Below are 17626 nucleotides of genomic sequence, written 5' to 3'. Positions count from 1 at the left end.
GTGGGGGTGGTGTTTGGTCAACGCCTGGCGTGCCGAAACCAGTTGGGCGGCCGGCTCATCGGCGTGTGCGCCCGCGCCGACCGGTCGCCGTGTTGATTAGTCAACGCGGTGTAATTTGGGCCGATGGCATTGCGCAACGCGGTGATGGCCGCACTCCTGGAGGGCGAGGCGTCCGGCTACGACCTCGCCAAGGGCTTCGAGGCCTCGGTCGCCAACTTCTGGATGGCGACGCCGCAGCAGCTGTACCGGGAGCTCGAGCGCATGGAGAGCGAGGGGCTCGTCTCGGCGCGGGTCGTCCACCAGGAACGGCGCCCCAACAAACGGCTGTTCTCGCTCACCGAGGCCGGCTACGCGGTCCTGCGCGACTACGTCCTCGCCGCCCCGGCCAAGCCGCTGGCGATCCGCGACGAGTTGATGGTCAAGGTGCAGTGCGTCGACATCGCCGATGCCGACGCCGTCGACGCCGTACGGGCCGCGATCGCCGAGCGCGTCGAGCGGGCCGAGGCCAAGCTCGGCCGGTACGAGCGGCTGCGGGAGCGGCTGCTCGACGGCCGGGACGAGGACGAGTACTTCGCCCACGCCGAACGCATCGGCCCCTACCTCACGCTCCTGGGCGGCTTGGCGCTGGAGCACGCCAACGTGCAGTGGGGGGAGACGGCTCTGCGGAGGCTCGACGGACGCGCGCAGACGCTCCGTCGGTCGCAGACGCGCGCCGACGCCCGCCCGTGAGCAGGGTCTAGGGCACACCCACGCCCCTTTGCGGACAGCCGACGGTCAAGGTGTGACCGTCGGCTCACCGGTCTGCCTTGAGACTTGGAAACCGATCGGTTTACAGTAAGCGGAAACCGATCGGTTTACCGAGATCATCGAGCTTGGGGAGTCAGTCATGACCGCGATCAAGGACGCTGTCGTTCTCGTCACCGGCGGCAGCCGGGGCATCGGCAAGGCGCTGGTGGAGGAGCTGTACGCGCGTGGCGCCGGGAAGGTGTACGCCACGGCCCGCGACCCGCGCACGGTGACGCACCCCGACGCCGTACCCCTGGCGCTGGAGGTCACCGACCCGCAGTCCGTGGCGGCCGCCGCGGCGCAGGCCCAGGACGTCACCGTCCTGGTCAATAACGCCGGAGTCTCCGTCGGCGGCCCCTTCCTGACCACCCCGGTGGACGACGTGCGCCGCGAGTTCGAGATCAACTTCTACGGGCCCCTGCTGGTCACCCGCGCCTTCGTGCCGGTCATCGAGCGCAACGGCGGCGGACACGTCCTCAACGTCCACTCCGTGCTGTCCTGGCTGGGCAACGCCGGCTCCTACAGCGCGACGAAGGCCGCCCTGTGGCAGCAGACCAACTCCCTGCGCCTGGAGCTGCAGCCGCGCGGCATCGAGGTGACCGGTCTGCACGTCGGATACGTGGACACCGACCTCACCGCACGCATCGACGCGCCCAAGTCCGCCGCCCGTGACGTCGCCGCGCTCGCCCTCGACGGCATCGAGAGCGGCGCGTACGAGGTGCTGGCCGACGACCTGTCGCGTCAGGTGAAGGCCGGCCTGTCGGGCGAACTCGCGGCGCTCTACCCCCAGTTGGTGCAGTAGCGCCTCAGGGGGCGGCGTCGCCCACCAGCGCCCACACGGTCTTGCCGTGCCGCCCCCGGTGCCGTACGCCCCACGTCCGCGCCACCTGGTCGACCAGGTGCAGACCGTGGCCGCGCTCGTCGTCCGCACCCTGCTCGGCCTGCAGGACGGGCTGCGCGGGGCTCGCGTCGGAGACGGCGATGAGGCACGAGCCGTCCGCCCGCGCCGTCACCGACAGCTCGAACTCCCGCTGCAGGATGGGACCGTGCCGGACGACGTTGGCGGCCAGCTCGGAGGCCAGCAGCACGACGTCCTCCGTGAGCGCGTCGTCCTCGGCGTACCCCCATGTGGCCAGATGCTGCCGGACCTGGTGCCGGGCCAAACCGACCGAAGCCGGATGCCTGGGCAGCCGCAAGGCCTCACGTCTCAGCACGAGCGTCCCCTCCTCGATCGCCACCGAAAAGCCCCCCACTGGAAGAGCGCACAGTGGCAGATCAACGTCACCGCGCCCACGACGCGCAAAGGAATCCGGCCAGTTCCGGACCTTCGGTGAAATACCTGAACCCTCTGGAGCGCCTCCCCGTGGCCGACGAGTAAGAGATCGTTGTGGTCGTCGAGACGCGCAGGTCAGAGGGTGTTTCGCGTGGTGGGGAGCCGGACGGCGGCGGTGTGGGTGCCGTCGGTCGGGCTGAGGTGGCGGGAGTCGTCGGCGCGTGGTCAGAATGGCCGACTCGCGCGGGTTCAAAGGCGTGCGTCGTTCGGGCGACGGGCTCCGGAGCTGTGAGTGAAAATTCAAACGCGGGCTGGCTAGAGTGAGCGCATGTCCGTGACGCCGCGCTGGCTCGACGCCGAGGAGCGACGGGCCTGGCTGGCCTACGTCGACTTCTCCACCCTGCTCGCCGACCATCTGAACCGGCAGCTGCGGCGGGACGCCGGTGTGACGCACGCCGACTACAGCCTGCTGGTCCACCTCTCCTCGGCGTCCGACGGCGCCCTCGGCATGTCCGACCTGGCCCAACGGCTGAAGATCACCCGCAGTCGGCTCACCCACGCCGTGAACCGGCTACGGGAGGCCGGCCTGGTGGACCGGCGCGAGGACCCCGCCGACGGCCGCGGCCAGCTCGCCGTCCTCACGAGCGAGGGGCGGGCCCTGCTGGAGCGGGCCGCGCCCGGCCATGTGGAGGCCGTCCGGCAGGCGGTGTTCGACGCCCTGACACCGGAACAGGTCCGGCAGTTCGCGGAGATCGGCGAGGCCATCAGCGATGCCCTGCACCGCGCCGAGAACGCCGGGACGGACCCGGCGACGCTGCCGTGGCGGCGCCGCTGAGCCCCCGGGGCCCTCAGCCGCCATTCGGCCCCAGGCCCGTGCGGGCCGGCTCCGGACGGTGAACGCCCCTTGGGCGGTAGCCGAGTTCCTCGGACCGGCCCAGCAGATCCGCCAGGTACCAGACGATGGCGAGCCACATCTCGGTGCCCTGCAACCCCGGCTCCGGCCCGGGCCCCGCGGGACCGGCGGGGCCGAAGCCGAACCCCTGCCCGTCCCGCCAGCGCGGCAGGACCGCGGCCAACTGCCGCTCCGCCCACGCCCGTATCTCGGCCGTACGGTACCCGTCGCCGCCGATGCCCGTACCGAGCTGGCGCGCGCACAGCCACAGCGGGTGGGCGACGTCCAGCACATTGCAGGCGTTCTCCCGGCCCGGGCCGAAGTGGCGCGGGTCGCGGGCATGGTCCAGCACCGTGTCAACGACCCGCTCCGGGTGCGGCACCGGCAGCCCGAACTGCGCGAACGAGCCGCGCGTCAGCCGGTAGTAGCCGTTGACCACCTGCAACCGTCCCTCAACGGGCGAGGGACTGCCCCACATCCCCGTCCACGGGTCGACACTGCCGAGCAGCCGGCCGAACAGCGCCTCCACCGCCCCGCCGCCGTCGTCCCCCGCCTGCCGCAGATTCCAGTGCGCGGCGGTGGCCCAGGCGTCGACCCACGCCCCGGCGCCCCACGCGCCGTCCCGCCACGCCAGCCCCGCCAAACGCGTCATGAGCTGACGCGCCGTCATGTCCCGTACTCCGCGCACCGGATGAGGGAAGGACGAGCCCAGCAGGTCGAGCGCGTATCCCACCGACAGGATGTGGTAGAGGGCGGCGCCCTCGCCGGTGAAGCCGTCCTCCGCCGGCTCCGAAAGCGGTTCGCCGAACTCCTGCACCAGACCGGTGTCCGGGTCCTGGGCCCCGGCCAGCCGCCGGACGTGCTCGTCGGCGGTCAGCTGCCCGGGTGCCGTTCCCAGCAGCAGGTCGGCGATCTCGACGGCGTCGCAGTGCGCCCGCACGGTCGGTGCCGCGCCGGGGCGGTCGACGTAGCGGGCGCCGTCCCAGCAGCGGGCGATGACCTCGGGCGCCTGTGCGCGGGCGGTGTCGGCGAACCGGGCCAGCGGGTCGCGGCGGGCCGGAGCGGCGGTGGGGACGTCACGGCGGTCGCGCAGGGGACGGGCCGGGTTTCCGGCGGCCACCGTCCAGGGCGGGAGGTCCTTGGTGACCACCGCTCCCGCCCCGATCACGCAGTGGTCGCCGATGGTGACGCCGTCCACCACGACCACGTGCGAACCGATCCACACATCGTCGCCCACCTTGATCCCGCGGCTGGTGTGCGGCTGCCGGAAGACCGGGCGGTCGGGGGCCATCGAGTGGTTGAAACCGAGCAGCGAGGTGTGCGCGCCGATCCGCACACCGGCGCCCAGGGCGACCGTGCCGCGCACGGTGGTGAAGGGGTTGAGCGTGCAGTCCGTGCCGGTGGTCAACTCCCCGGTGACGTAGGCGTGCGCGGCGATGTACGAGTCGTCGCCCAGACGCAGCCGGTCCGGGAAGACCGCCGCGGACTCGGCGACGTAACAGCGCTCGCCGATCACGGTGTCCCCGCCGAGCGCCCGCTGCCGTTCGCGCTGCGCCTGCCGCTGCTCGTCGGTCGCGGCCTCGCCGAACAGCCAGGGGCAGTGGTCGAAATGCCGTACCGAGGGCGGCTGTTGAAGATCCATGCACCGCACGCTAGGCAGCGCGGCGCCCGCACGGAAGAGCAGGCCCTACGCTCCTGCGGTGACCCGTCACCGTATCGACCCCCGCACCCTGCGTGCCGCGATCACCGACGCGCGGCAGGCGTTGACCGCGTACGACGACGCCCTGGAATGGCTGCTGCGCCCCGGAGCGGAGCTGGAGGGACCGCTCGCCTGCGAGGTGTGGGCCTTCGACTCGACGCTGACCCATGTCCTTCTGGTACGGCACCGGTGGCGGGGCTGGGTGCCGCCGGGCGGCAGCGTGGACCCGGGGGAGACACCTCGCGAGGCGGCACGACGTGAGCTGTTCGAGGAGACCGGGGTGCGGACCGACCTGCATCCCGTGCCCGCGGCCGTCACCGTGCGCTCCTACCGCCCCGGCTGGGCGGCCACGGCGGGGATCACGTTCCTCGAAGTCCTCGACCGGCACACCGCACTGACCCCCGAGGAGGGCCAGCCGGCGGCCTGGCATGCGTTGGACGCGCCCTGGCAGGGCTGGTTCGCCGAGGACCGGCTCAGGATGCGGGAGTGCGCGCGGCGGATGCCGAGGCGGTAGAGCCGCGGGGCACTCGGCACCGTGGCTGGGAGGCCGCCGTCCTCTTCCCTCAGGCGCGTGCGTCCCCGCCCATCATCTCGTCGAGGTGGGTGGTCTCCTCCGGACCGTACGCCCGCCTGCGGCGTCGGCGGTGGGTCGACCCGCTCAGCATGGCCAGGGCCAGACAGAAGATGAGCGCCAGCGCCAGGCCGGAGCAGAAGACGGCGAGCGTGTTCATCGTGGCGATGTGGTGACCCAGCACCGACACGGTGTACTCGGGTCCCCCGGACAGGTTTCCGGCGATCACCAAGGCGGTGAAGGCACCGGTGGCTCCGAGGAGGAGCAGTCCGATGAACAGCATCCGAGTCATCTCCTCACGATGAGGTCTTTCACCGCTACGGGTACCCGTGACCGGGCAGTCCATGACCACCGGCACGGCTGACCCTCCCCGGCGGGGCCTGTCCGTACGCTGGAGCCCGTGCGTCACTTCAGCCCCCGCGTGGAACACCTGCTCCTGGTCCGGACGCCACCCGTCGGCGTCGAGGCCGTGGCGCTGTGCGGAGCCGTCGCATGAGCGGCCCCGGGCCGGGCGCGGTCGCGGCGCGGTTCACCGGGTGCGCGGCGCGCAGCGAGCGGCGGCTGTCGGGGGCGCTCACCGAGGTCGGCCTCGACGGCGGGCAGTCGGTCGTCGTCAAGCGCGGCGACGCGCCCGGCGCCGTACGTGCCGAGGCGGCCGGACTGCGCTGGCTCGCCGAGGCCGACGCGGTCCGGGTGCCCGAGGTGCGGGGACACGACGAGGACTGGCTGGTCACCGACCTGGTCCCGCGGGGTCGGCCGACCGCCGCGGCGGCGCGGGCGCTGGGAGGTGAACTGGCCGCTCTGCACGCCGCCGGCGCCCCCGCGTTCGGCGCGCCGCCGCCGGACGGCCCCGTGGACGCGTACATCGGCCTGGCCCCCATGCGCAACGCCTCCGGCACCGACTGGCCCCGCTGGTACGCCGAGCACCGTGTACTGCCGTATCTGCGCTCCGCCGTCGACGACGGCACGATCCGCCCCGCCGAGTCGGCCGTGGTGGAACGCGTCTGCGAACGGCTGCCCGAACTCGCCGGCCCCGCCGAGTCGCCCGCCCGCCTGCACGGCGACCTGTGGAACGGCAACGTGCTGTGGGGCGCCGACGGCCACGCCTGGCTCATCGACCCGGCAGCGCACGGCGGCCACCGGGAGACCGACCTGGCGATGCTCCACCTCTTCGGCTGCCCCCACCTGGACGACGTCCTCGACGGCTACCGACGGGCCGCGCCCCTCGCCGAGGGCTGGCGGGACCGCATCGGACTGCACCAGCTGTTCCCGCTCCTGGTGCACGCGGTGCTGTTCGGGCGCGGTTACGCCGAGCAGGCACTGGCGACGGCACGCGCGGCACTGTCGCGATGACCGCAGACTCGCGGCGCGCGCCGGCTGTCGGCCGTCCGGCCCCTGGGGCGAAGTCGCGGTGTTCACCAATCCCGTGCCGATCGCACGCGCTGACCGCGAATCCGCGTCGACCGCCGACTGTCCGGCCACTCGCCGAGGCCGTGGCATTCACCGGGTCCGCGTCGAGCACCGGCCGTCGACCGTCCGGCCCCCGCCCCAGCCCACGGGGTTCACCAATCCCGTGCCGCCCGCAGCAGATGGTCGCGTACGAGGTCCACGTGCGGGTTGGCCGAGGCGCCGGGGCGCTGTACCAGGAAGCCGGTGTTGATCGGGGGGTCGTCCGGGTCGTGCAGCAGGACCAGTGCGCCGGAGGCGAGTTCGGCGGCGCACAGGTAGCGCGGGAGGACCGTGAAGCCCGTACCGCCGAGGACCGCCGCCCTGACCGCGTGCAGGTCGGGCACCGTGACCGCGGCCTGCCGCACCAGCCGCCGGCCGAAGACATGGCGCCAGTAGCGGCGGACGATCGGCAGGTCCTCGGCGTACGCGATCAGCGGGACGCCGTGCAGGGCCGCCGGGCCGTCGGCGGCGACGCGGGCCGGGCCGCCGACGCGCTCCGCCCACGCGGGGGAGGCGACCAGCACGAACTCCTCGTCCATGAGGGGTGTCGCCGCCAGGGCGCGGCCCCGCGGCCGCCAGGTCGCGATCACCAGGTCGTAGCGGCCCGCGCGCAGCTCGTCGAGGAGCGGCTCGGTCAGTCCGGGCGTGACCCGCAGTCGTACCCCCTGGGCGACCAGGGGCGCGAGACCCGGCAGGACGCAACGGGTGAGCAGTTCGTTCGGCCCGGCCAGGTGTACCGGCTCCGGCGGCCGGTGCTCGCCGGCGCCGCCCGGGCCGGTGACCGTGGCGAGGGAGTCCAGGGGGCCCACGACGCGGGAGGCGAGCTCGTCGGCGTAGGGGACGGGGGAGGCCCCGCGGGCCTGCCGCTCGAACAGCTCCCGGCCCAACTGCCGTTCCAGCGTGCGTACCTGCGTGGTGACGGTCGGCTGCGACAGTCCGAGCAGGCGGGCCGCGGCCGTGAAGGAACCGGTGCGGTAGACGGCCAGGAAGGTGCGCAGCAGGTTCAGGTCCAGCGCCGCCGCGCCCGCCTGCTCCGATCCCTCCCGGCCATTGGTCTCCCTATGCCTCATATGTATGAGCCTATTGGAATCCAATGGGTGCGGGAGGTTACGGTCGGGTACATCGCCGTGCCGGCGATCCGCTCGCGCGGGGCCGGCGCGGCCACCACCGGCGACCATCGAGAGAGACACCATGTCGAAGATCCTGTTCGTGATGACCGGCGCCGACCACTGGACGCTGGCCGACGGCACCAAGCACCCCACCGGCTTCTGGGCCGAGGAGGCCGTCGCCCCCTACGAGGCGTTCAAGGCCGCCGGTCACGAGATCGTCGTGGCCACCCCGGGCGGCGTGGTGCCGACCGTGGACAAGGGCAGCCTCGCGGCCGAGGTGAACGGCGGCCAGGAGAACGCCGACCGGATCGCCGGGGTGCTCGACGCGGCGGACGAGCTGCGGCACCCGATCCGGCTGGAGGACGTCGACCTCGACGACTACGCCGCCGTCTTCTACCCCGGCGGCCACGGCCCCATGGAGGACCTCGCCGTCGACGCCGACTCCGGCAGGCTCCTGACCCTCGCCCTGGAGTCCGGCAAGCCCCTCGGGGTCGTCTGCCACGCCCCGGCCGCCCTGCTCGCGGCCACCGGCGCGGACGGCGCCAACACCTTCGCCGGGTACCGGGTGGCGGCGTTCACCAACGCCGAGGAGACGCAGGCCGGCTTCGCCGACAAGGCCAAGTGGCTGCTGCAGGACCGGCTGACCGAGGCGGGCGTGCAGGTGCAGGCAGGCGAGCCGTGGGTGCCGAACGTCGTCGTCGACCGCAACCTGGTCACCGGCCAGAACCCGGCGTCCTCCGCCCCGCTCGCGGCCGAACTGCTGAAGGCGCTCGGCTGAACCGCAACCGTCCGGGCTCCATTTGGTGAGGCGCAGGTCACATTCCGTCCTGTCACATCCCGTCGGGCTGCTCCGTCAATGAGGTGTAACCAACGACGACGACACAGGAGCGGACCATGGAAGCTCGCCTCAACCTCTTCGAGAACCCGGTTGCCGCCAAGATCTTCCGGTACGTCAACTCCGCGGGCCGGGCGCTCTCCGAGTCCACGCTGCCGGCCGCGACGCAGGAACTGGTGAAGCTCCGCGCCAGCCAGATCAACGGCTGCGGCTTCTGCACCGACATGCACACCAAGGACGCCCTGGCCGCCGGGGAGACGCAGCAGCGGCTCAACCTGGTGGCGGCCTGGCGCGAGGCCAAGGTGTTCACCGAGGCCGAGCGGGCCGCCCTGGAGCTGACGGAGCAGGGCACCCGGATCGCCGACGCGGCCGGCGGCGTCCCGGACGAGGTGTGGGCCAATGCCGCCAAGCAGTACGACGAGGACCAGCTGGCGGCCCTGGTCGCCGCCATCGCCCTGATCAACATGTACAACCGGTTCAACGTCCTCGTGCAGCAGCCGGCCGGCGACTACCAGCCCGGCCAGTTCGGCTGACGGCGGACCCCGACGCCGAGCGTGCGAACCGCGCGCTCGGCGTCGGGCCTTCGACCGGCCACCCCGGCCCGGCTCAGCGGGAGGTGAGCCTCCACAGGTGGTCGGCCGTGCCGTTGTCGGTCCACTGCAGGACCTGGGCGCCGGAGGCGGTGCTCATGTTGTTCACGCCGAACAGCAGACCGCTGTTGTAGTTGGCGATCTTGTAGTAGCCGCTGCCGTCCGGGATGAGCTGCCACAGGTGGTCGGCCGTGCCGTTGTCACCCCAGATCACCGCGGTTCCGCCGTCACCGGTGCTCATGTTGGTGATCCCCAGGAGCAGACCGCTCGCCTGCTGCTGGATCTTGTACAGCCCGTTTCCGGCGGCCACCAGGGTCCAGTTCTGGTCGGTGCCGGTGGTGGAGGCGGCCTGGACGACGGCGGTGCCCTGCGCGGTGCCCGCCGCGCTGGTGTCCAGTGCCAGTCCGCTGTTCTTGTTGGTGATCTGGTAACGCCCGGCCAGCGAGGTCGCGGTACCGCTGGGGGTGATCACCAGGTGGTAGCCGTCGGAGGCGTTCATCGTGACGGGCACGGTGATGGACCCGTTGGCCACCGGGTAGTTGGCGTCCGAGACGGTGATCGGCCCGGAGAGCGCTGTCGTACGGCCCTTGGACGGGGTGTACTCCAGCTTGACGTGCACGGTAGAGCCGAAGGCCGACAGTGAGGACAGTCCGTTGACGGTGACCGCGCACGAGCCGGTGCAGCCGCCGGTGACGACGCTGATCTGGTTGCCCGAGCCGTTGAGGGAGGCGAAGCCGTCGATGCCCGTCTGCGCCGGAGGCGTGGTGACGAGCATGTTCCCGGACATGTCGCCGTACCACTTGTAGAGCCAGTACGAGCCGTTCGGGGAGGCGCCGGTGTCGGTCAGGGTGTCGCCGAGGGTGCCGTAGTGGTTCCAGAAGGCCAGCTCGGCGTCGTGGACGCCGGCCCGCTCGAACTTGGCGACATAGCCGACCAGCGGTCCGGGCACGCCGACCTCGCTCGTGGTGCCGTACTCCTCGATCGCGATCGGCCGCGGGCTGATGCCGAGGCTCGACTCCATGGCGCGGTAGGCGGAGACGTGCGCGGCGATGTTCTGCGAACCCTGCAGCTCGTGCCAGGCGATGATGTCCGGCACCGTGCCGCTCGCCTTGGCGTCGGTGAGGAAGGTGCTCATCCAGGACTGGTTCCAGGCCGAGTGACTCGGGCCCTGGATCGGCGTCTTGGTGTCCTTCGCGCGGACCTCCTTGTACGTCCGTGCCCAGCCGGCGTCGAACGCGCCCGCGTTGGTGGTGTCCCAGGTCCAGTCGGGCTCGTTCCACAGCTCGTACGCGGCGATGTTCGTGGCGCCGGAGGACTGCACGGAGGCGACCTGCTTGTCCACCGCGGACAGCCAGTCGCTCCAGCTCACCCATTTGTAGGGGAAGTTCGGATACCAGTCCGGCATCCGCACGACCACCTTGGCGCCCGCCTTGGCCGCCTTGGCGGCCACCACCAGGGCGTCACCGGCCGGCCTGGGCTCGCCGTTGGGCAGTTGGGAGCCGCCCGGCGCCATCTGGACGAAGGTGTTCGGCTTGAGCGGGGTGACCAGGCTGTCGGCCGGGGTGCTCGCGTCGGCCAGACCGTAGAGGCCGCCGCTGGCCACATGGGTGACCGGGCGCAGGGTCTGGGCGGCGTTCACGACCAGTGTGGTCGAGGACGTGGGGGCCGCCTGTGCCGGAGCGGCGGTGGCGAGGGCGGCCGCAGTCATGGCGGCGGCGCCGAGGACGGCCGTCAGACGTGCGGGAACGGGCGGTCTTGTGCGGCTCATGACAAGGATCTCCTCGGGGAGGAAGGGTGAGGGGAATGCGGGCGTCAGTCCTTCACGGCGCCCGCGGTCACGCCCGCGGCCACATAGCGCTGTGCGAGGACCAGCAGGACGGCTGCGGGGACGGACGCGACGACGGCGGTGGCCATGATCGCGTTCCACTCCTGGTTGTTGTTGCCGATGTACTTGTAGATGCCGAGGGTGATCGGCCGCAGATCGCCGCCGCCGTCGAGGGTGTTGGCGAAGACGAAGTCGGACCATGCCCACAGGAAGCTGAACAGGGACACGGTGACCAGGGCGTTGCGGCTGACCGGCAGCACGACCGACCAGAACGTGCGGAAGGTGCCGGCGCCGTCGATCCGGGAGGCGGCGATGAGCTCGCCGGGGATGCCCGACATGAACGCCGTGAAGATCATGACGCCGAACGGCACGGCGATGGTGGAGTCCGCGATGATCAGCCCCCACCAGGAGTTGAGCAGACCGAGGTCCAGGAAGATGCCGTAGAAGCCCATCGCCATGACGATCCCGGGGACCATCTGTGCGATCAGCAGGGCCAGTCCCAGGCCGCCGCCCCCGCGCGGGCGGAGCTTCGCCAGCGAGTACCCGGCCGGGGCCGCGAGGACGAGGGTCAGGGCGACGGTGCCCAGGCCGATGAGCAGGCTGGTGCCCAAGTACGGCAACTGGTCGTCCAGGACGGCCCGGTAGCCCTCGAAGGTGGGGTGCAGCGGCAACAGGTCGGGCGGATCCTTGCGCATGTCCTGCTGCGGGGTGAGCGAGACGTTCACCATCCAGTACACCGGGAACAGCATGAGCGCGGTGAGGACGACCCCGATGACGGTGTGACGGCGGCCGGTGGAAGGGGACTTCACGCTTCCTGCCTCCTCTGGACGCGGATGTACAGCAGCCCGAAGACGAGTGCGATGAGGATGAGGATGTTGCCGACCGCGGCCCCCGGGCCGAACTTGGGCAGCAGGGTGCCGAATCCGAGCTGGTACGACCACGTCGCCAGGGTCGAGGAGGCGTCGCCCGGACCGCCCTTGGTCATGATCCAGATCAGGTCGAACACCTTCAGCGTGTACACCAGCCCGAGCAGCAGGGTGATCGCCGACACCGGGCGCAGCAGCGGGAAGGTGATCCGGCGGAACTGCTGCCAGGCGCTCGCCCCGTCCAGGGACGCCGCCTCGTACAGCTCGGCCGGGATGTTCTGCAACCCGCTGTAGAGGATCACCAGGTTGAACGGGATGCCGATCCAGATGTTGGCGACGATCACCGACGTCAGCGCCCAGTCCGGCGAGGTCAGCCAGCCGACCTGGCCCACGCCGAGGAAGTGCAGGAGGTAGTTCACCACCCCCGACTCGCTGTTGAACATCCACGACCACGTCGACGCCGACACGATCAGCGGCAGCAGCCACGGGATCAGGAACAGCGCGCGCAGGGTGGGCGCGAGCCGGAAGTGGCGGTTGAAGAAGACCGCGAGGGCGAGCCCGATGGCGTACTGGAAGGCGATCGACACGAAGGTGAAGACCATCGTGTGCCGCATCGCCGGGCCGAACGTCGGATCGTCCAGCACCGTACGGAAGTTGTGCCAGCCGGAGAACGGCGCGTCGCCCGCCACGAACGACCGCACGGTGTAGTCGCGCAGGCTCAGGTCGAGGTTGCGGTAGAGCGGGTAGACGTAGAAGGCGGCGAGGTAGGCGAGCAGGGGCGTGACGAAGGCGAGCGCGGTCAGGCGGCTCCTGCGCCGGTGACGGCGGCGCAGGGACGGCGCGTCGGCGCCACTCGCCCCCGCCGCGGCGGCCGGTGCCCGCCGCGGACGGTCGACCCGGGCGATGGTCATGCCGGTCCTAGCCCTTCTGCGCGCTCTGCTGGGCGGTGGCCAGGGCGTCCTGCGGGCTCTTGCCGCCCGACAGCGCCCCCTGGACTGCGGTCCACATCGGCTGGGAGATCGTCGGGTACTTGGTGCCGAGCCCGCCGCTGGTCCGGCCACGGGCCGCGGCCACCGCGTCCACCCACGGCTTGAGCTTCGGGTTCTGCTTGACCTGTTCGGCCTGGACGGCGGCCGTGGGCGCGATGTACTGCAGCGTCGTGTCGGTCGGCAGCAGGTTGGCGTCGCTGGTCAGACACGTCACGATCTTCTTGCTGACGTCGTAGCGCCCGGTGTCCTTCTGCACGGGCACGGTCACGAACTCCCCGCCGGTCGGCACCGGCGCCGAACCGCCGTTCTGCGCCGGGATGTTGACGATGCCGTAGTCGAAGCCCGTCTTCTCCGCGTTGCCCAGCTGCCACGTGCCGTTCTCGCCGAACGCGTAGTCGCCGGTGGCGAACTCCTGCCAGCTGGTGGTCTGCGTGTTCTGCAGGACGTCCTTGGGCGCGTATCCCGAGTCGACCCACTGCTTCCACAGGGACAGCGCGGCGACTCCCTTGGCGGAGTCGAGCTTCGTCAGATCACCGCCCGCGCCCCAGAACCAGGGCAGGAACTGGAAGCTGCCCTCCTCGGTGTTGATCGCCGAGAACGTGATGCCCTTCTTGCCGGCCCCCTTGACCTTCTTCAGCGCGGCCGTGAGGGAGTTCCAGTCCTTGACGGACGCGGGGTCGACGCCGGCGGCGGAGAGGACCTTCTTGTTGTAGTAGAGGGCCAGGGTGTTGGCGCCGATCGGCACACCGTAGGAGGCGCCGTCGAGGGTGCCCGCGCCGATGATGTTCTTCTGGATCGACTTCGTGTCCAGGCCGAGGTCGCTCGTCTTGTTGAGGATCCCGGCCTCCACCAGCGTGGAGACGACCGGGTTGTCGACGAGCATCACGTCCGGCGCGTTGCCCTGCTGGGCGGCCAGCAGCGCCTTGTTGCCCAGGTCGGTGGTGTCGTAGGCGGTCCGCTTGAGCTTCACCCCGGCCTTGGTCCCGCACGAGGTCACGAGCCTGCCCCAGGCCGAGGAGGCGTTGAACTGGGGGTAGGGGTCCCAGAAGGCGTACGTCCCCTTCGATCCCCCCGACGAGGAGTCCGAGGAGGAGCTGGAACCCCCTCCGCAGGCGGTGAGGGAGGCGAGTGTGCCGACGGCGGCGAGCGCTGCCATGAGGGTACGGCGGGTGGGTATCACGGGGTGACCTCGTTGTCGTAGGGCGGGTGTCAGGAGGTGGGGAGCCAGACGCGCATGCTGCCGTCCTCGCGGTTGGCCCAGGCGTAGTAGGGGATCGCGGTCAACTCGACGGGCTCGCCGTCGGGTTCGGGGGCGGTCGCGGTGTCGGCGGAGGCGTACGGCCACCAGCCCCGGTCGGGGGTGCGGCGCCGCCGCCCGGCGGCCACCACGGTGGTGACGCCGCCGAGCAGGTCCGGCCGGTGCTTCACGGCGAGGGGGCGGGAGGTGTCCAGGACGATGTCGTCCAGACCGCCGCCGGGATGGTCGACCTGCTCCAGGCAGTGGACGAGCGGCCCGCGTTCGATCGCCACGCAGCCGCGTACGGCGTCCACCCGCGGGTCGGCCGCCGTCAGCCGGGGCTCCATCGAGAGCTCCAGCACGACCCGGTCGCCGGGCGCCCAGGTCCGCTCCAGCCGCAGCCAGCCGTCGTCCGCCGCGCGGTCGTACGTCTCCTGACCGCACCGCACCCGGAAGTCGCGGCACCACTGCGGGATGCGCAGGGACAGCGTCCAGGGACGGTCGGTGGGCGTGCCCTCGACGGTGAGGGCGACCGTGCCGTCCCAGGGATAGTCGGTCTCGGCCCGCACGACGATCGGACCGGAGGTGTAGCGGCCGGTGACGTACTGGTGGATCTGCAGGCCGTCGTGGTCGCCCGAGGCGAGATAGTGCTCCAGGCCGGCCAGCAGGCGCATCACGTTCGGCGGGCAGCAGGCGCAGCGGAACCAGCGGGTGCGGCGCGCGGACTGGTCGCCGCCCGGGTCGGTGTGACCGTCGCGGACCTGCAGCGGGTTGACGTACAGCCAGCGCTCGCCGTCCCGCGAGACACCGGCCAGGAAGCCGTTGAAGAGCGTTCGCTCGACCAGGTCGGAGTAGCGGGCCTCGCCGGTGAGCAGGGCCATGCGCCAGCTCCACTGGATCGAGGCGATCGCGGCGCAGGTCTCGCAGTAGGCGCGCTCGTTGGGCAGCTCGTAGGGGTCGCCGAAGTCCTCCCAGTCGTGGTGGGCGCCGAGGCCGCCGGTGAGATGCGTCTTGGTGGCGGTCATGGCGTGCCACAACCGTTCGGCGGCCGACCGCAGTTCGGCCTCGCCGGTCTCGGTGGCCAGGTCTGCGACGGCGGCCAGCAGGTACAACTGCCGTACGGCATGGCCCTCGACGTTGTCCGCGTCGCGTACCGGCACCCGGTCCTGGCAGTAGGCCTCGCCGCCGAGCAGTCCGTGACCGTGCCGGTCGACGAAGTAACCGGCCAGGTCGAGATAGCGGCGCTCGCCGGTCTCCCGGTACAGCTCGACCAGGGCGGTCTCCACCTCGGGATGGCCGTCGATGCCGTCGATCTCCTTGCCGCTGCCGGGCGGTCCGAAGACGGAGTCGATGTGGTCGGCGAACTTCACCGCCACGTCGAGGAGTTCGCTGCGTCCGGTGGCCCGGTGGTGCGCGACGGCGGCCTGGACGAGGTGGCCCGCGCAGTACAGTTCGTGGCCCCAGCGCAGGTCCTGGTAGCGCTCGCCGCCCTTGACCAGCTGGAACCAGGTGTTGAGGTAGCCGTCGGGCTGCTGGGCGGCGGCGACCAGGGAGACGATCCGGTCGACGTCCGCCTCCAGCTCCGCCGACCGGCCCTGGGCCAGCTGCCAGGCCGCGGCCTCCAGCCACTTGTACACGTCCGTGTCCACGAACGGGTACGCACCCTGGAACTCGCCCTCGGCCGTGCCCGCCGCGAGCCGCAGGTTGTGCAGGTTGCCGGCGGACTCCAGCAGGCCGGGGCCCTGCGGGATGGACGTGCCGGCGTTGACCTCGCGACGCGACTGCCAGAAGCCGTCGGCCACTTCGGCCGTGGCGGGGCGCAGCGCGGCACGGGCGTCGGGGCCCAGCCGGATCGGGCCGGCGGGGTGCTGGGCGGAGGGGGTGCGGGGCATGGCTCTCCGGAGGTGGAAGGCGGGGGAGCGACACAGCGACAGGACAACGATTTGAGCAACCGTTTTCCTCGTCGAAGAGTAGAGGGGAGGCGGAGGACCCCGGTCAAGCCTCCTGCGTAGGATTTCTCTTGTTTCCCAAGGACTGGCACTCGGTGCGGCCGCCTGCGACCATGGGCCGCGGTCGACCCGTCGGACACCGCGACTGAGAAAAGGATTGCCCGTGACTGAAGCCGCTCCCCGTTCCCCTTCCGCAGGCCGGGCGAAGCTCGCCGACGTCGCCGCGCTCGCCGGTGTCAGCGTGGGCACGGCCTCCAAGGCGTTGAGCGGCAGCGGCCGGATGCGTCCGGAGACCCGGCAGCGGGTGCTGGACGCCGTGGAGCAGCTCGGCTTCCGGCCCAACCAGCACGCGCAGAGCCTGCACACCGGCCGGAGCTGGACGGTCGGGCTGATGACGACCGACGGCATCGGCCGCTTCAGCACGCCCGTCCTGCTGGGCGCGGAGGACGCGCTCGGAGCCGGGAAGATCTCCGTGCTGCTGTGCGACACCCGGGGCGACACCATCCGGGAACAGCACCACCTGCGCAACCTCATGGACCGGCGGGTCGACGGCATCATCGTCACCGGCCGCCGCACCGACGCCCGTCCGCCAATGAGCGGCGTCGACGGCATTCCGATCGTCTACGCCCTCTCGCCGTCCACCGACCCGTCCGACACCTCGGTCGCCTCGGACGACCGGGGCGGCGCACAGCTCGCCGTCGAGCACCTGATCGCCACCGGGCGCACCCGGATCGCGCATGTCACCGGCCCCGAGCACCACGCGGCCGCCCGCGACCGCGCCCGCCACGCCGTCGACGTCCTCGACCGCTCCGACCTGCGGCTCTCCGGCGGCCGCGTCCACTTCGGGGAGTGGAGCGAGGCGTGGGGACGCCGGGCGGCGGACGCGGTGCTGCGCACGGCGCCCGACACGGACGCCTTCTTCTGCGGCAACGACCAGATAGCCCGGGGCGTCGCCGACGCGCTGCGCGAACGCGGCCTGGAGGTCCCCGGCCGGATCGCCGTCGTCGGCTACGACAACTGGGACACCATGGCCCTGGCCTGCCGCCCGCCCCTCACCACGATCGACATGAACCTCACCGAGATCGGCCGCATCGCCGCCCTGAAACTACTGGAGGCCATCGACTCCGGCCCGACACCCGGCGTCCACACGGTGCCGTGCCGACTGGTGGTGAGGGAGTCGACGTGAGCCGTCCGGCGGGGTGGTTCCGGGGGTGCGTCGGTGCGGTGGTCCCGGCGAAATGTCGGCGGGCTCGGGGTCGGCATCTCGGCCACAGGCCCAGCGCCCGGCGCCCGGCATGCTCGGGGCCAGGGACTCTCCGCCGGGCCGAGCGGGCCCGCCGCTGGTTGACCGGTCGTGCGCACAGGGCCTGGCATATACGGGGCCCGGACTTTCCGCCGGGCCGAGCGGGCCCGCCGCTGGTTGACCGGGTCGTGCGCACAGGGCCTGGCGTATACGGGGTCCGGACTTTCCGCCGGGCCGAGCGGGCCCGCCGCTGGTTGACCGGGTCGTGCGCACAGGGCCTGGCGTATACGGGGTCCGGACTTTCCGCCGGGCC

17 protein-coding genes are annotated in these 17626 nt (G+C 71.8%); 8 read left to right on the top strand and 9 right to left on the bottom strand.

Going from position 1 to position 17626, the window contains the following annotated elements; translation table 11 throughout:
* Positions 1-123 precede the first annotated feature (123 nt).
* Positions 124-729, top strand: coding sequence for a PadR family transcriptional regulator (locus ACIGDI_RS14255; protein WP_399895385.1), 606 nt, complete (start codon positions 124-126; stop codon positions 727-729).
* 157 nt (positions 730-886) lie between these two features.
* The gene (locus tag ACIGDI_RS14250) at positions 887-1588 is read left to right on the top strand and encodes an SDR family oxidoreductase (RefSeq protein WP_399895383.1); all 702 of its coding nucleotides are present in this window, start codon (positions 887-889) and stop codon (positions 1586-1588) included.
* A 4-nt stretch (positions 1589-1592) separates the two neighbouring features.
* On the opposite strand, the gene ACIGDI_RS14245 is transcribed toward ACIGDI_RS14250, so the two are convergent.
* The gene (locus ACIGDI_RS14245) at positions 1593-2000 is read right to left on the bottom strand and encodes an ATP-binding protein (RefSeq protein ID WP_399895380.1); all 408 of its coding nucleotides are present in this window, start codon (positions 1998-2000) and stop codon (positions 1593-1595) included.
* Positions 2001-2387: 387 nt separating this feature from the next.
* Here ACIGDI_RS14245 and ACIGDI_RS14240 point away from each other — a divergent pair, with 387 nt between their 5' ends.
* The gene (locus ACIGDI_RS14240; protein ID WP_399895377.1) at positions 2388-2894 is read left to right on the top strand and encodes a MarR family winged helix-turn-helix transcriptional regulator; all 507 of its coding nucleotides are present in this window, start codon (positions 2388-2390) and stop codon (positions 2892-2894) included.
* Positions 2895-2907: 13 nt separating this feature from the next.
* On the opposite strand, the gene ACIGDI_RS14235 is transcribed toward ACIGDI_RS14240, so the two are convergent.
* Entirely contained in the window at positions 2908-4593 is a 1686-nt protein-coding gene (locus ACIGDI_RS14235) for a DapH/DapD/GlmU-related protein (protein WP_399895374.1), read from the bottom strand.
* A 58-nt stretch (positions 4594-4651) separates the two neighbouring features.
* On the opposite strand from ACIGDI_RS14235, the gene ACIGDI_RS14230 reads away from it, so the two are divergent.
* A complete protein-coding gene (locus ACIGDI_RS14230; RefSeq protein ID WP_399895371.1) occupies positions 4652-5164 on the top strand; it encodes an NUDIX domain-containing protein in 513 nt (170 codons plus the stop codon).
* A 49-nt stretch (positions 5165-5213) separates the two neighbouring features.
* Here ACIGDI_RS14230 and ACIGDI_RS14225 read toward each other — a convergent pair whose 3' ends face one another.
* Positions 5214-5513, bottom strand: a complete 300-nt coding sequence (locus tag ACIGDI_RS14225) for a hypothetical protein (protein WP_399895368.1) — start codon at positions 5511-5513, stop codon at positions 5214-5216.
* A 200-nt stretch (positions 5514-5713) separates the two neighbouring features.
* Here ACIGDI_RS14225 and ACIGDI_RS14220 point away from each other — a divergent pair, with 200 nt between their 5' ends.
* A complete protein-coding gene (locus ACIGDI_RS14220; protein WP_399895365.1) occupies positions 5714-6574 on the top strand; it encodes a fructosamine kinase family protein in 861 nt (286 codons plus the stop codon).
* A gap of 209 nt (positions 6575-6783) precedes the next feature.
* On the opposite strand, the gene ACIGDI_RS14215 is transcribed toward ACIGDI_RS14220, so the two are convergent.
* Positions 6784-7740 (bottom strand): LysR family transcriptional regulator, encoded by a 957-nt coding sequence (locus ACIGDI_RS14215; protein WP_399895362.1) that lies wholly within the window; start codon positions 7738-7740, stop codon positions 6784-6786.
* Positions 7741-7861: 121 nt separating this feature from the next.
* Here ACIGDI_RS14215 and ACIGDI_RS14210 point away from each other — a divergent pair, with 121 nt between their 5' ends.
* Both ACIGDI_RS14210 and ACIGDI_RS14205 read left to right on the top strand, forming a co-directional pair.
* Positions 7862-8557, top strand: a complete 696-nt coding sequence (locus ACIGDI_RS14210; protein ID WP_399895359.1) for a type 1 glutamine amidotransferase domain-containing protein — start codon at positions 7862-7864, stop codon at positions 8555-8557.
* A 116-nt stretch (positions 8558-8673) separates the two neighbouring features.
* Positions 8674-9147, top strand: coding sequence for a carboxymuconolactone decarboxylase family protein (locus ACIGDI_RS14205; RefSeq protein ID WP_399895356.1), 474 nt, complete (start codon positions 8674-8676; stop codon positions 9145-9147).
* A gap of 73 nt (positions 9148-9220) precedes the next feature.
* Here ACIGDI_RS14205 and ACIGDI_RS14200 read toward each other — a convergent pair whose 3' ends face one another.
* The 5 genes from ACIGDI_RS14200 to ACIGDI_RS14180 are packed head-to-tail and all read right to left on the bottom strand — an operon-like array spanning position 9221 to position 16013.
* Entirely contained in the window at positions 9221-10972 is a 1752-nt protein-coding gene (locus ACIGDI_RS14200) for an RICIN domain-containing protein (protein WP_399895352.1), read from the bottom strand.
* A 44-nt stretch (positions 10973-11016) separates the two neighbouring features.
* A complete protein-coding gene (locus ACIGDI_RS14195; RefSeq protein WP_384811192.1) occupies positions 11017-11778 on the bottom strand; it encodes a carbohydrate ABC transporter permease in 762 nt (253 codons plus the stop codon).
* Positions 11779-11834: 56 nt separating this feature from the next.
* A complete protein-coding gene (locus ACIGDI_RS14190) occupies positions 11835-12806 on the bottom strand; it encodes a carbohydrate ABC transporter permease (RefSeq protein WP_399895348.1) in 972 nt (323 codons plus the stop codon).
* 7 nt (positions 12807-12813) lie between these two features.
* A complete protein-coding gene (locus ACIGDI_RS14185; RefSeq protein WP_399895345.1) occupies positions 12814-14040 on the bottom strand; it encodes an extracellular solute-binding protein in 1227 nt (408 codons plus the stop codon).
* Positions 14041-14093: 53 nt separating this feature from the next.
* Complete coding sequence (locus tag ACIGDI_RS14180) at positions 14094-16013, bottom strand: glycoside hydrolase family 127 protein (protein ID WP_399895342.1); 1920 nt, start codon at positions 16011-16013, stop codon at positions 14094-14096.
* A gap of 220 nt (positions 16014-16233) precedes the next feature.
* On the opposite strand from ACIGDI_RS14180, the gene ACIGDI_RS14175 reads away from it, so the two are divergent.
* Positions 16234-17256, top strand: a complete 1023-nt coding sequence (locus ACIGDI_RS14175; RefSeq protein ID WP_399895339.1) for a LacI family DNA-binding transcriptional regulator — start codon at positions 16234-16236, stop codon at positions 17254-17256.
* Positions 17257-17626 lie beyond the last annotated feature (370 nt).

The sequence above is a fragment of the Streptomyces sp. NPDC085900 genome (genome assembly GCF_044540925.1).
Classification (GTDB): Bacteria; Actinomycetota; Actinomycetes; order Streptomycetales; family Streptomycetaceae; genus Streptomyces; species Streptomyces gilvifuscus.
The sequence above is the reverse complement of the archived record's forward strand: the minus strand, read 5'-3'. Positions and strand labels throughout refer to the sequence as shown.

Excerpts from the sequence above, each read along its gene's own strand:
- ACIGDI_RS14185 (WP_399895345.1), bottom strand. The coding sequence starts at position 14,040 with ATGGCAGCGCTCGCCGCCGTCGGCACACTCGCCTCCCTCACCGCCTGC.
- ACIGDI_RS14180 (WP_399895342.1), bottom strand. The coding sequence starts at position 16,013 with ATGCCCCGCACCCCCTCCGCCCAGCACCCCGCCGGCCCGATCCGGCTG.
- ACIGDI_RS14250 (WP_399895383.1), top strand. The coding sequence starts at position 887 with ATGACCGCGATCAAGGACGCTGTCGTTCTCGTCACCGGCGGCAGCCGG.
- ACIGDI_RS14195 (WP_384811192.1), bottom strand. The coding sequence starts at position 11,778 with ATGCTGTTCCCGGTGTACTGGATGGTGAACGTCTCGCTCACCCCGCAG.
- ACIGDI_RS14190 (WP_399895348.1), bottom strand. The coding sequence starts at position 12,806 with ATGACCATCGCCCGGGTCGACCGTCCGCGGCGGGCACCGGCCGCCGCG.
- ACIGDI_RS14235 (WP_399895374.1), bottom strand. The coding sequence starts at position 4,593 with ATGGATCTTCAACAGCCGCCCTCGGTACGGCATTTCGACCACTGCCCC.
- ACIGDI_RS14220 (WP_399895365.1), top strand. The coding sequence starts at position 5,714 with ATGAGCGGCCCCGGGCCGGGCGCGGTCGCGGCGCGGTTCACCGGGTGC.
- ACIGDI_RS14200 (WP_399895352.1), bottom strand. The coding sequence starts at position 10,972 with ATGAGCCGCACAAGACCGCCCGTTCCCGCACGTCTGACGGCCGTCCTC.
- ACIGDI_RS14240 (WP_399895377.1), top strand. The coding sequence starts at position 2,388 with ATGTCCGTGACGCCGCGCTGGCTCGACGCCGAGGAGCGACGGGCCTGG.
- ACIGDI_RS14255 (WP_399895385.1), top strand. The coding sequence starts at position 124 with ATGGCATTGCGCAACGCGGTGATGGCCGCACTCCTGGAGGGCGAGGCG.
- ACIGDI_RS14225 (WP_399895368.1), bottom strand. The coding sequence starts at position 5,513 with ATGACTCGGATGCTGTTCATCGGACTGCTCCTCCTCGGAGCCACCGGT.
- ACIGDI_RS14210 (WP_399895359.1), top strand. The coding sequence starts at position 7,862 with ATGTCGAAGATCCTGTTCGTGATGACCGGCGCCGACCACTGGACGCTG.
- ACIGDI_RS14215 (WP_399895362.1), bottom strand. The coding sequence starts at position 7,740 with ATGAGGCATAGGGAGACCAATGGCCGGGAGGGATCGGAGCAGGCGGGC.
- ACIGDI_RS14205 (WP_399895356.1), top strand. The coding sequence starts at position 8,674 with ATGGAAGCTCGCCTCAACCTCTTCGAGAACCCGGTTGCCGCCAAGATC.